Genomic DNA, 11,322 nt, shown 5'->3' with positions numbered 1-11,322 from the left:
GCCGCGGTAGCGAATAAAAATTAAGATTGCCGCCCAGGATCCCAGCGCCACCTTGATCGCCACCAAAATATTGAGAATCGGGATCCAGCCACCGCTGAAAAGGGATCCCAGCTCGCCCTTGGGCAGCTCCCAACCGGCCAGGGCGATGACAGCCACGCCGATAAACGTCACCACCGACAGCTTCTCCCACATCGCGGCTTGCCACCGCTTGTAGATGGCCTCCATCCAGGTCGAAGAGGCGGTGATCGCCACCAAGCCAATTGCCGTTCCTCCCGCCACGCCGGCGGCAAACCCCCCACCCGGCGTCAGGTGACCCCGAATGGCCAGCTCCACCCCAATCAGGGCAGAAATGGTGGCCCCCACCCGCGCCAGCACGATCGAGGGAATGTCGGTAAATTGAGCTACATTGGCCGTCGGTCGCTCATCCGCCAGCAGGTATTGCGCGCCCAGAATTGCCGCGGAAAATACAACTACTTCGAAAACCGTGTCGTAAAGGCGGTTGCGCAAGATCAAACCTGTCACCGTATTGGGCACGCCGCTTTCTCCGGCTAGAGTCGATACAGGTTCAACAGCAGGCAAAACAGCTCCTGCATCGGCGACCACGAGCTGCAATGCTGCCAGCAGCACCGCCACCCCATACAACCACCTCATGGCAAGAAGACCTCAGAAAGCAGGGCTTGTTGCGCCAAGATGGCCTGCAGGCGGGGCACGCGCGTTACCAAGCGATACTCTGCCACCTCCTCATCGGGCTCAAGGGCAATGGTGTGCACCTCTCGGCTGTGAAGGGCAGCCAACAAGGCCTCTGAACTCCCATAGACGGCCAACTCCAAACGCATGTGGTACCGCTGTAGTGCTTGGCGCATCTGCTGTAACAACTGCTGTGCTGCTGAGGTACCGGCCTCCAACACAGGACTGCCTTCGAGAACGCCCAAGCGCATACTCAACGAGGAACGCACCGCGATGGCATAGAGCGTAATGGAAAGCATGGTGCCCACCAGCGCCTCGGTGAGCGCCACATCCGCCGCCCCAAACAAGGCATAGATCAGAGCAGCGATGGATCCCAGAATGCCGCGCATCACCAAGGCATGATAGGGATTGGTCTGGGTCACCACCAAGCCTGCCGTCAAGGGCAGCAGCAGGGCGATCACCAGCAACAAGGTCTCTTCCATCCTGTCCTCCTATAGGGACTTGCGCTGCGAGCAAAACGCCAGCACATAGCCCAAGATGGTGTTCCAAATGGCCAAGGAAATCAGCGCCAACACCAGCAGAGGCCACTCCCTTGGGATCCGCAGCAACAGCCCCAGTATGATGCTCATGGATCCCAGGGTGTCGGACACCGAAAGGCCGTGCAGCTTAAACAAAATCGAGCGATCCCCAAGGAGCGGCGCCGTTCCCCACAGCCAAAACAGCACCCCGATCCCAAACAGAAGATAGCTGAGAGCTTCCATTAAGATTTCCATATTCCCCAGACTAAGAATATCTTTAGAGCATTTCCAAGCGCTTGAGCACGTGGGCCAGCAGCATCAGGGCCGCGTTACCCACCGACAAAATCAAGACCCCCACGATCCCGATCATCCAGTCATCCCGCACCACGGATACCACCAAAACCAGGATGGCCGTCTTGGTGGATAAGCTGGCAAAAGCCAGCATCGTCTGCCAAATATCCTCCTTCAGCCAGGCGGCATACAGCGGCAGGCATAGGGTCAAAGTCAGCAGAAACAGCAGTAGGTTCACGCCTCCTCCCGTGGTTTGAGCAGATGCACCTCGTAGGTGCCTTGGGCATCGCAATTGAGCACAATGGTTTTGGGCGTAAAAGTAATCAAAAAGATATCGAGAAACACCAGCCCCGCCGAACGATTGGGGAGAGTTTGTTTGTATACAACCTCCTCTACGGTGTGGGGCCTGAGGATCATCTCAAAGGCCTCCCAGTAAGCTTTCGGAACGGCGAAAACAATCTCCTTGAGCACCCGTCCCCAATCCCGCCACCGCACCGGCGCAGAGGCCTGACGAGGCAGCAGCAGCGTCGCCGCCACCCCGATGGCCACATTGTCCCAGCTCAGATTGCCCGTCAGCAGGAACCAAATCAAAAGCCGCAGGCCAATTTCCAGTAAGCCCAACTCAGGGTAGCGTCCCATAATTCCACCCAGCTAACAAAACCCAAACCAACACCAACACCACACTCAAGCCGCCCACCACAGCCTCCAGCCCCTCATTCACCGACCTTCTCTGCCAAGGGATCCGCTCCCAAAACCAGCCCAGGGGGATCCCGGCACCCAAGCTGAGCAGTGCCTTAAGGAGATTATCGACGTCGTAGGCCGCCGGCAGCCAGCCCCAGAGCAAGCCGCCGCCCCAAAGGGCCAAGGCCGCCTGGTCTTGCCAACTGGAGGGGATGTTCCCGCTGATTTGAGAAGGAGATGACCGCAGCACTCGCACAGCCACACAGGTGGTGCCGATGGTAACCCCAACCAGCAGCCACTCGTGCCAGGGATCCAGAGCCGACAAGGTGAGGGCCTTGGCTGCATACCCCAAACTGCCGGGCACCCCTGCCAGAGAGGCCGCCCCCAAGATCAACATCGGCCAGCGCCAGCGACTCGTTATCGCCGTCCCCACAAACAACAGAGGCTTTGCCAACCCATGGGCCAGGCCGTACAAACCTGCCCACTGAGGGGCGGCAATTACAAATCCCATCTGCGAGACCGAGCTCCAGGCCAAAAGGCGCTGGGGCGTGCTGGCCATCAAAGCCAGGAGGATCCCAAAAACGGCTGAGCCGGCGCTCAAGTAGGACAACCCCTGGGCCAAGGCCGGCGAAGCCTCGCTGCAGTGCACCAAGGCCATGGCACCTGCTTTGGTCGTAAAGCCGCTGAGCACCGCCGCGATAACGGGATCCGCGGTGATGTAGGTGAGGGGCAGCCACAGGCCGGCGACGAAGACCGCCCCCTTGGCCAAAAGACCCACGGCAATCAGCGCCAAAGCCGTGGGGGTAGCCATGGCCAGGCTGCTCATCGCCAGGGATCCGGTGCGCACGTAGACCAGGATTGCGCCCATCAAGTAGAAGAGCATGGCCACATTGCTCATGAACAGGTAGCGCAGCCCCACCCAAAGCTGGCGGTCGCGATGATCCCCTGCCGTCGGCTGGGACTCAGCCCGGCGCCCGTAGGTGAGCAGCAAAAACACACCAATGCTGAGCACCTCTAGGGCAACATAGACACTGATCAGGTCGGCGCTGATGACGACGGCGTTGGCGCTGCCGTGGACGATCAGCAACTGCATGGCCAGAAAGCGGCTGCCCACAAAGCGCCGATCCAGATACAGCGCCACCCCCAGCGTTATCAGTCCATGGGCCAAGAGCATGGCTGCTGCGTTGGCGTCGATCCGCAGCGTCACCCCGAAGTGATCCAGCAACTGAAGCTCTAACGGCGCCGCAGTTGTTCCCGGCAACCCCCCCTGGTACACTGCATAGGCCACCGTCAGCGCGGCCATCCCCACCAAGCTGGGACGGGTCAAGGCGGGCATCAAGTAGGTGGCAAAGGCAAACAAAAAGGGTAGCGCCACCCAGACTAGCGTCAGCTCAGTCATCGGTAAAAGTGCTCCGCCCCGCTGACGCGACCGCCTGTTCGATGCTCTCCACTTCGAGGGTGGGATGGTTGCGGGACAACTTCATCACCCCCACCAACATCAGGGCTTGTACCGACAGACCGATGACGATGGCCGTGAGAATGATCCCCTGAGGTACGGGGTCGGCATAGTCCAGCTCGCGCCAGGGCTTGTAGATAGGGGTGAACACACCGCTGCGGGCGGCCCAGATCACGAAGAAGGCGATGACCCCGGTGCTCATGACATCCATGGCCAGGATCTTCATAATGAGATTGCGCTTGACCACGACTCCCCAAAAGCCAAGGAAGATCGTGAGGGTGATGGCGGCATTTAACATGGGCACCTCGCTTGCTGCGCTCGAGCCATCCGGTTGCTAAGTCGTTCATTTCGTCCCGCTTACGCGATCAGTATCCAGCTTCCGCGGTCGCAGCAGCTAGAGGGCCGGTGCCAGACAGTCTGTGGCAGGTTGCAACCCTGCCGGGATCTCAATCTCCCCAACAAGGCCGGATCCCGAAGTCGAAAGAGTTGCAGATCCAGGTAGGCAGCTTGAGCCAACTGCCGGTCAGCTCTGGGGCTTGGTGGGATCCTGGTCATACACCTCTCATAGCAAAGTCAGAATCAATGGGGGCTGCTCGCAGTTTAGGCTGTTTTTACTTATGCTAGTGGGACGAAGTTCTGGGTTCTGCAGCAGCAGCTCCCTTGTGAGCGACAGGTCGTCGAGACCCTCCCCGCCGGAAAAGCCTCCATCCTGGCTCAGTCCTGCCCCTGGATGCGGATACGGTTGGAGCTGCTGCCGGAAGCATCGTTAATTTGCGTTAGAACTATACTACAGTCGGCTATCATGGAGCCGAGACTTTCCTCTGGGGGTGAGTCCCCTTCAGCGATCTTCAACTATGCCCACTCCTGTCGACCCTGCCCTGCCTGACGTTCCGGAAAGCGAGGTTCGCAAGCCTGAAGACTCCTCCGTCCCGTCGACGCGAACAATTCTGGCGGCCCGTGAGCCTTTTTTGGGGGTGGTGCGGGATCTGGTGCGGGCCTACCAAGCCTTTGAAAATTATGCCGGGGTTCACATTCGGCAAATGGGGCTGACCGCCCCCCAATTTGATGTGTTGGTGACCCTCGGCAACACTCCCGGCATGACCATGAATGTCTTGGCCCAAAAAACCCTGGTTACCAAAGGGACACTGACCGGCATTGTGGATCGTCTGGAACAGAAGGGGCTGGTGCGCCGGCAAGTGCCGCCAGAGAACCGCCGCTGCTTCAGGGTCGTGCTGACAGAGGCGGGGGAGAAACTGTTTGAGGAAATTTTTCCGGCCCACATCGCCTACTTGAAAGAGCGCTTCCAAAAGTTGGATCCCTCCGAGCTGGCGGAGATCCAGGCCTGTCTCAAAAAGCTGCACGCTATTTTCTAGGATGCACCCTTAGATTTTCTCTTAATTGAGCCGGTTGACCAGAGACTCCCCGAGCCGGGTCTCTAGCCTTGTTCAAATGGCTGTCCCAGGGCTGCCGGCGGAGTGGCTCGCGCCGCCTGCTGAATCCAGCGCCGCAGCCGAGGTGGGATCCCGCGCAGACCGTACTCCCACCATTCCCCGGAGGTGAACACCAACACCAAAATCATCAACACAAAGGGAGCCACCGTAAAAACTTGGGCGGGCACGGCGCGGATGGTGGTCTGGGCAACCCCGGCAAAGGACTGCAAAATGCCGAACAGGTAGGCCCCCAAGGCCACCCGTAAGGGGTTCCAGCCGCCGAAGATGACGATGGCCAAAGCAATCCAGCCGTAACCTGCTGTGTGTCGGTGGCTCCAGCCGGCCTTGAAATCCAGCGAAAAAGCGGCTCCTGCCAAGCCCAGCAGGGATCCTCCCACGAGGGTGTAGACATAGCGCCAGAAAATGACATCGGTGCCACGGGCAAAGGCTGCTGCCGGCTGTTCTCCCATGGCCCGCAGCATCAGGCCAGGCCGGGTGCGATAAAAAAAGAACCAAGTTCCCCCAATCAGCGCATAGCTGGCATACAGCAGCAGATCCCTTCGGAACAGAAGTGGCCCCAGCAGCGGCAGCCCAAAAGCCCAACACCAGGCTTCCCGTCAGCTTGGCCACGGCGAACCCAACCATGGCAGCCAGCATGATCGTCCCCTCTGCGGAGAGATTGATCACCCCTGCTCGCTCGGTGATGGTTTCTCCTACACTGGCGAAAACCAACGGTGTGGCGGTGGCAATGGCAGTAGAGAGAATGGCGACCAGTTGAGCAGCGTTCATTGCCTCACCCCAACACCCAAAGCATCCAGACCACCCCTAAGGTGACAGCGCCAAACAGGGCATAGCTGATCTGGCGCAGCGGCTTCAGTTGCATGGCATGCAAAGCTTTGAGCCAGTCCAGCCCCAAAGATTCCACAAAGCGATCCAACACCACTTGCATGGGGTAGGCGTAAACCGATCCCTGCTCCTTGAAGTTCACCAACACGATCAGCAGCGTGGCGTAGCCCCAGAGACCGCCCCAGAGCACAGCGCTCAACCCGATTAAAATTGGCTCGAGCATCGACCGAAAAACATGGATTGAGCCCGCTTGGGATGCCTGCCCATTGCCGACCGCCTGCTCTTCCACCTCGATGGCTCGGCTTTCACGCACCCATCGAGTCCTAAGGTGGTGCAGAAAATCTCCCCGGCTGTTCGCGATGCGGGCGCGTTGCCGCACCACCTTAGCTTTTTCTTGGTCTTTCAGAGCCTTTTTGTTTGCAGCTCAAGGACTTGTAAACTACCCAACTCCGACCGCTAGGCGGTAGGGAGCGGGGCTCCTGCGGCTTTTAGCTAAAGGTGGCGGGTATCTGGAGCTCCTCCCCCCGCTGCTCAGGAGAAACAAGCTGGTCAACCCAACATCTACCAGCGGCAGCGCCTCAACCGTGGGGTCAGCCACCCGTAGGGAGATAAACCGCTAGAACACTTGGCCACGGTAAACCCGCTGCAGAGCCGGGGTGACCGAATAGCGATCGATATCGGCCAGGCTCAACTTCAAGCGCAATGTATTGAGCAGTCTCCAGTAGGGAGGCACAAAAGCTTTTTCAGTGAGAAGTTGGCCGGCAGGAGAGGGATCCCCGCAGCGGGCAACCGTCTCCACAGGGCAGCCGCGGTAGCGGACCGGACGAGCTTCAAGACGAGCCGAGCGCAGATCCCGTCCAGGCTCCACCGTCAAGCCGCGAAACTGGATTGCCCCTGGACGAGAAGCTTGCCGGTAGCACAGGTAACGGGCCCAAAGCTGGGCCAGCCCCTCCGGCAAAGTCTCAGGACGAACGTGGAAGCGCTCCGGCAGCAGGCGGTCGTTGAAAAAGCCGATGAGACCAGACCAAGCTTGCCAGAGGAAAGCTCCCACAAGGCGGGCAACAGGAAAGGAGGAAATCTTCATGGTCGAAGCCGAAAAAAGACTTAAAGAACCCAAAAGACCGGTGATGGAGAAAGGAATTGCCAGCGATTATACCAGCCCGGATGAAGGAGGATGCTCACCGTGAACACTTGCCCACTCAATAATTATTTGTTCTGCTCACTCGAAAGCTGAGGCCGGCTTGCGGTCGAGCGTGTTGAGTCGCCAAAATCCATCGACTACAATAGGCCCAAAGCTCGGGTGTCGCTTTCTTCTTCCCATCTAGGGATTCCGAGAGCGCACCGACCGGCAAACTTGCTTCAATGGCCACTGCACTAAGGGGATCGACGGATTATGACCTGGCGCGGCAACATCACTCCCATCGATCGGCTCTGGGGATCCCTTCCCTACCTTTTGCCGTTGGTATCGGCTCTGCCCTTCGGCTTTGTGCCCTCTGGTTTGTTTCAATCTCTGCCAGGTTTGATCCCCATTTTTAGTCCGCTGCTGCGTTTGCTGCCTCTGGCCACGGGCTGGCTGGGCATGGGGCTGTTTTTTGCCCTACTCTTTTTCGTAATCCGCAACGGCCGCGTCGCCCATTTTGTTCGCTTCAACACGATGCAGGCGCTGCTGCTCAACATTGCCCTGTTTTTGGTGCAAGTGTTGATGCAGGTGTTCGCTATGCTCTTTGGCAGCCTTGGTTTGGCGGCGCTTGTCAGCATTTTGGCCACCACTGCCCTGCTTGGGGTAATCGCTGTCACCCTTTATGCTTGGGTGCAGAACGTGCGCGGTCACTATGCCGAGGTGCCGGTGCTCTCCGATGCCGCCTATGCTTGGATTCGCTACTAACAGTTCTCAAGTTGAGGGCTTGGTTGCTGATTTGACGACTTCACTGGAGCCTGAGCCGGCTGTTGCAGCTTTCAAGGATTGCAGGAGGCTGGGGTGCCGTCGGATTTGACCTCTGATGTTGGCCCAACCCTCACCCACCTGGACGCTTCCGGTCGGGTACAGAGGGTGGAAGTGGGACACAAGCCCCTGGCTGCCCATTTGGCCACTGCCCAAGGGCAGGTACGCATGTCAGAAAGGACTTTAGAGGCCATTTTGGCCGGTCAAGGGCCCAAAGGGAATGTGGTGGAAGCGGCTCGGCTGGCCGGGATCATGGCCGCCAAGTGCACTGCCGATCTGATCCCGCTGTGTCATCCTCTCCCCTTGACCAGCATCACCGTGGATCTGGATCCGGATCCCCACCTGCCCGGCTTTCTGATCACCGCTACGGCAAAAACCACAGCTCAGACCGGAGTGGAGATGGAGGCTTTGACGGCGGTTGCAGTGGCTGCCCTCACCCTGTACGACATGGCCAAGGCCTTGGAAAAGGCGATGGTGATCGAGAATATCCGCCTGTTGTGCAAGTATGGGGGAAGTTCCGGGCCTTCTGGGTTCGATCAGAATAGCCCGTCCCAGTGAGATGTTGAAGAGGTTGCACCAACCGGGAGGGCTTATCGGGATCGCGCTGCTGGCCGGGGTGCTGGCACTGCTCTGGCCAATGCTGCAGCGGGGCTACCCCATCACCCATTCCACCCACTTCAATCTCAATTGGGCCTTCCAGTATCAGCGCCAGTTTTTCGGCGGGCAGTTTTACCCCCGCTGGCTGGAGTATTCCAACTTTGGCTATGGCAACCCCACCTTTGCCTTCTATCCGCCCCTGTGTATGGTGGCCACTTTGCCCTTTCGAGCCCTGGGGCTGGACATGCTCGGCTCTTTGGTGGCCAGCATGGGCCTAGCGATGGCGGTCTTGGGGCTGGGGCTGTACCTTCTGCTGCGGCAGGTGCTTCCTTGGGCTTTGGCGCTGGTCTTGGCCCTGCTGAGCATGGCCGGCCCCTATTGGCTGGTGGATATCTACCAACGGGGAGCCATAGGGGAAGTGTGGGCCATTGCCGTCTCCCCCTGGATTTTCTGGGCCTCGCTGCAGACGATCTGCCGGTTGCAGGCCCTTTGGCCGGTTGCGGCTTTGGCCCTGAGCTATGGCCTGCTGGCGCTGTCCCACCTGCCCACCTTGCTGGTGTTTACCCTGATTTGGCTGCCTCTGCCTTGGGTGTTGGGGGGAAGGGATCCCTTCTGGCCCAGGGTGGGGCGCTGCTACCTGGGGTTTGGGCTGGGGCTGGGGTGGACGGCGTTTTATCTGCTGCCAGCCTTTTGGGATCAGCGGCATGTCCAGGTGGATTTTGTCAACTTTACCGAGGAGTATACGCCCCACCATCGCCTGATGGTGAGCGGGCTCATGCAGCTGCAGCCGCGCTGGACAGAGCACTGGTTTGAGAGCAACCTGGTGGGGTACTGGGTTTGGATGGCGGCGGTTCTGGGAGGGGTTGGGATCCTGGTTTTTTGGCTGGCCCGCCGGTCGGGGAGGAGTTTCTCCTGCCAGGAAAGTGGTGCTGCCGAATCTCTTGCCAGAGCCACCCTGCTCTACAGCTTGGGAGCCAGCCTGGTGGCGCTGCTGATGATGACGGATCTGCTGGCTTGGCTCTACGAGTGGGTTTTGCCCCTGCGGCGGATTCAGTTCTCCTGGCGCTGGATGGCGGTAACGGCGGTAACCGTGCCTTGGCTAGTGGGATCTCTAGCTGGGTGGGGATGGGGGCACAAGCGCTGGCGGCTCCCTTTGCTGGTGGGGCTCGGCCTGGCCATGGCAGTCCAAACCTGGCAGGGCTTGCAACTGGTGTCCAAAGCCGGCTTTGATCCGCCGCTTGTCCAAACTTTTCAAGAACTCGCTGCAGCCAAGCAGTTCCCCAACGAGCCCCAAGAGCGGCCGGGCATTGCTTTCTTGCACATGCACTGGCGCTTTCCCGATGGGCTGGCGCTGGTGGATGCGCTGGAATACCGGCCCCGCCAGGCGACGCTGCCCATGCCGCCCCCACAGGTGGATCCGCTGCTGCAGTGGCAAGGCGAGGTAGAGGATCCGGCGGCGCGGCTCCAGGTGGAAGAGTGGCGCTACGGCTACCGTCGCTTTCGGGCGCTTAACCCCACCGGTCAGGAGCAAGCTGTAGTCTTGCGCACGTTTTACTACCCCGCCTGGCGGGTACAAATTGATGGACGGTTCAGAGCTGCTGAATACAACGGGCCAGGGCTGTTGCAAGTGCGGATCCCGCCGGGGGAGCACCGCGTGGAGGTGCGCTACTTGGGCACGGCGGCGGACTGGCTGGGCTGGATCCTGACCGGCGTGGCAGGAGTGCTGCTGGTGGAGCTGCGGCGGCTGCTCCGTCTGTTGGGGTTGAGGACAACAGAGGAGGCAACACCATGTTGAGTCGCGTGGCCGATTCCATCTACTGGCTCAACCGCTACGTGGAGCGGGCCGAGAACATTGCCCGTTTTATCGATGTCAACCTAAACCTCATCCTCGACTCACCTAGTGGCACAGCTCAGCAATGGGATCCCATCATCTCCACCACTGGGGATCAGGAGCTGTTTTACCAGCGCTACGGCCAGGCGACCCAGGAAACGGTGATCCAGTTTCTGGCTTTTGATAGGGATTATCCCAACTCGATTTTTTCCTGCTTGCGGCTGGCACGGGAAAATGCCCGCTCTGTGCGGGAGATCATTTCTTCGGAAATGTGGGAGCGGGTGAATCGCTTCTACTTAATGGTGAAGGAAGCTGCTCAACAGTGGCCGCATCTGAGCCAGCTCCACGATTTCTTCACGGAAGTCAAGCTGGCCAGCCATCTCTTTGCTGGGGTGATGGATGCCACCATGACCCACGGGGAGGGGTGGCACTTTGGACAAATCGGCCGCCTTTTGGAACGGGCCGACAAAACGGCTCGCATTCTGGATGTTAAGTATTTTATTTTGCTGCCTTCTGTACAGGATGTGGGCACGCCCCTGGATGAATTGCAGTGGATTGCTCTCCTAAAGTCGGCCAGCGCTTATGAAATGTATCGAAAATACAGCCGCCAACACCGCATTAACCCTAGAGAGGTGGCCTCTTTCCTGATTTTGGATCGGCAATTTCCCCGCTCCATTCAGTTTTGTCTCATTCACGCCGATCGCTCCCTACACCAGATTACTGGAACCCCTGCTGATACTTGGCGGGATCCCAGTGAGCGGGCTTTGGGACGGCTGCGCTCTGAGCTGGATTATCTCACCATTGACGATATTATGGAGCAGGGCTTACACGAATTTCTCGACAAGTTGCAATTGCAAATGAATTACGTTGGCGATTGCATCTACGAAAGTTTCTTTGCCATTCGCCCTTTGCAGACGGCTGACCCCCCTCTGCTCCTGCAGCGCCAAGCTTAGCCGAAACCCCTCACCCCCGGCCCCTCTCCCAAAGGGATAGCCCAAGCGCTCCGCGCCGCTCACGCGACCACCCCCGGCCCCTCTCCCAAA

Annotated in this window: 15 protein-coding genes; 5 read left to right on the top strand and 10 right to left on the bottom strand. The window is 59.2% G+C overall.

What is annotated here, in order from left to right:
- The 7 genes from NW844_RS10420 to NW844_RS10390 all read right to left on the bottom strand — a co-directional run.
- The coding region (locus tag NW844_RS10420) for a Na(+)/H(+) antiporter subunit B (RefSeq protein ID WP_414335435.1) at positions 1–651 on the bottom strand (651 nt) is incomplete at its 3' end.
- Complete coding sequence (locus tag NW844_RS10415; RefSeq protein ID WP_414335433.1) at positions 648–1,169, bottom strand: DUF4040 domain-containing protein; 522 nt, start codon at positions 1,167–1,169, stop codon at positions 648–650. The genes NW844_RS10415 and NW844_RS10420, both read right to left, overlap by 4 nt.
- Positions 1,170–1,178: 9 nt before the next feature.
- Positions 1,179–1,460 (bottom strand): monovalent cation/H(+) antiporter subunit G, encoded by a 282-nt coding sequence (locus NW844_RS10410; RefSeq protein WP_414335431.1) that lies wholly within the window; start codon positions 1,458–1,460, stop codon positions 1,179–1,181.
- Between the two features lie 22 nt (positions 1,461–1,482).
- Positions 1,483–1,734 (bottom strand): hypothetical protein, encoded by a 252-nt coding sequence (locus NW844_RS10405; RefSeq protein ID WP_011430584.1) that lies wholly within the window; start codon positions 1,732–1,734, stop codon positions 1,483–1,485.
- Entirely contained in the window at positions 1,731–2,135 is a 405-nt protein-coding gene (locus NW844_RS10400) for a Na+/H+ antiporter subunit E (protein ID WP_414335429.1), read from the bottom strand. Before NW844_RS10400 ends, NW844_RS10405 begins: the two co-directional genes overlap by 4 nt.
- Positions 2,119–3,576: a cation:proton antiporter gene (locus NW844_RS10395; RefSeq protein ID WP_414335427.1), complete on the bottom strand. Its 1,458-nt coding sequence runs from the start codon at positions 3,574–3,576 to the stop codon at positions 2,119–2,121. The genes NW844_RS10400 and NW844_RS10395 overlap by 17 nt, the downstream gene beginning before the upstream one ends.
- The gene (locus NW844_RS10390; protein WP_414335437.1) at positions 3,569–3,931 is read right to left on the bottom strand and encodes a cation:proton antiporter subunit C; all 363 of its coding nucleotides are present in this window, start codon (positions 3,929–3,931) and stop codon (positions 3,569–3,571) included. The genes NW844_RS10395 and NW844_RS10390 overlap by 8 nt, the downstream gene beginning before the upstream one ends.
- A gap of 556 nt (positions 3,932–4,487) precedes the next feature.
- On the opposite strand from NW844_RS10390, the gene NW844_RS10385 reads away from it, so the two are divergent.
- Positions 4,488–5,006: a MarR family winged helix-turn-helix transcriptional regulator gene (locus NW844_RS10385; protein ID WP_414335425.1), complete on the top strand. Its 519-nt coding sequence runs from the start codon at positions 4,488–4,490 to the stop codon at positions 5,004–5,006.
- 62 nt (positions 5,007–5,068) lie between these two features.
- Here NW844_RS10385 and NW844_RS10380 read toward each other — a convergent pair whose 3' ends face one another.
- The 3 genes from NW844_RS10380 to NW844_RS10370 form a co-directional block, all read right to left on the bottom strand.
- Positions 5,069–5,545, bottom strand: a complete 477-nt coding sequence (locus NW844_RS10380; protein WP_414335424.1) for an ABC transporter permease subunit — start codon at positions 5,543–5,545, stop codon at positions 5,069–5,071.
- Between the two features lie 311 nt (positions 5,546–5,856).
- Positions 5,857–6,291 (bottom strand): hypothetical protein, encoded by a 435-nt coding sequence (locus tag NW844_RS10375; protein ID WP_414335422.1) that lies wholly within the window; start codon positions 6,289–6,291, stop codon positions 5,857–5,859.
- Between the two features lie 234 nt (positions 6,292–6,525).
- Positions 6,526–6,993, bottom strand: a complete 468-nt coding sequence (locus tag NW844_RS10370; protein ID WP_414335420.1) for a hypothetical protein — start codon at positions 6,991–6,993, stop codon at positions 6,526–6,528.
- A gap of 309 nt (positions 6,994–7,302) precedes the next feature.
- On the opposite strand from NW844_RS10370, the gene NW844_RS10365 reads away from it, so the two are divergent.
- From NW844_RS10365 to NW844_RS10350, 4 genes are all read left to right on the top strand, one after another.
- Positions 7,303–7,794, top strand: a complete 492-nt coding sequence (locus tag NW844_RS10365) for a Tic20 family protein (protein WP_414335419.1) — start codon at positions 7,303–7,305, stop codon at positions 7,792–7,794.
- Positions 7,795–7,887: 93 nt separating this feature from the next.
- Complete coding sequence (gene moaC / locus NW844_RS10360; RefSeq protein ID WP_414335417.1) at positions 7,888–8,409, top strand: cyclic pyranopterin monophosphate synthase MoaC; 522 nt, start codon at positions 7,888–7,890, stop codon at positions 8,407–8,409.
- A gap of 1 nt (position 8,410) precedes the next feature.
- Positions 8,411–10,243, top strand: a complete 1,833-nt coding sequence (locus NW844_RS10355; RefSeq protein ID WP_414335415.1) for a hypothetical protein — start codon at positions 8,411–8,413, stop codon at positions 10,241–10,243.
- Positions 10,237–11,232 (top strand): alpha-E domain-containing protein, encoded by a 996-nt coding sequence (locus tag NW844_RS10350; protein WP_414335413.1) that lies wholly within the window; start codon positions 10,237–10,239, stop codon positions 11,230–11,232. The genes NW844_RS10355 and NW844_RS10350 overlap by 7 nt, the downstream gene beginning before the upstream one ends.
- Positions 11,233–11,322 lie beyond the last annotated feature (90 nt).

Origin of the sequence: Synechococcus sp. H55.2, from assembly GCF_047462495.1 — a bacterium.
Classification (GTDB): Bacteria; Cyanobacteriota; Cyanobacteriia; order Thermostichales; family Thermostichaceae; genus Thermostichus.
The sequence above is the reverse complement of the archived record's forward strand: the minus strand, read 5'-3'. Positions and strand labels throughout refer to the sequence as shown.

Coding starts and splice junctions, on each gene's coding strand:
- NW844_RS10415 (WP_414335433.1), bottom strand. CDS start 1,169: ATGGAAGAGACCTTGTTGCTGGTGATCGCCCTGCTGCTGCCCTTGACG.
- NW844_RS10410 (WP_414335431.1), bottom strand. CDS start 1,460: ATGGAAATCTTAATGGAAGCTCTCAGCTATCTTCTGTTTGGGATCGGG.
- NW844_RS10400 (WP_414335429.1), bottom strand. CDS start 2,135: ATGGGACGCTACCCTGAGTTGGGCTTACTGGAAATTGGCCTGCGGCTT.
- NW844_RS10395 (WP_414335427.1), bottom strand. CDS start 3,576: ATGACTGAGCTGACGCTAGTCTGGGTGGCGCTACCCTTTTTGTTTGCC.
- NW844_RS10390 (WP_414335437.1), bottom strand. CDS start 3,931: ATGTTAAATGCCGCCATCACCCTCACGATCTTCCTTGGCTTTTGGGGA.
- NW844_RS10385 (WP_414335425.1), top strand. CDS start 4,488: ATGCCCACTCCTGTCGACCCTGCCCTGCCTGACGTTCCGGAAAGCGAG.
- NW844_RS10380 (WP_414335424.1), bottom strand. CDS start 5,545: ATGCTGCGGGCCATGGGAGAACAGCCGGCAGCAGCCTTTGCCCGTGGC.
- NW844_RS10370 (WP_414335420.1), bottom strand. CDS start 6,993: ATGAAGATTTCCTCCTTTCCTGTTGCCCGCCTTGTGGGAGCTTTCCTC.
- NW844_RS10365 (WP_414335419.1), top strand. CDS start 7,303: ATGACCTGGCGCGGCAACATCACTCCCATCGATCGGCTCTGGGGATCC.
- NW844_RS10355 (WP_414335415.1), top strand. CDS start 8,411: ATGTTGAAGAGGTTGCACCAACCGGGAGGGCTTATCGGGATCGCGCTG.
- NW844_RS10350 (WP_414335413.1), top strand. CDS start 10,237: ATGTTGAGTCGCGTGGCCGATTCCATCTACTGGCTCAACCGCTACGTG.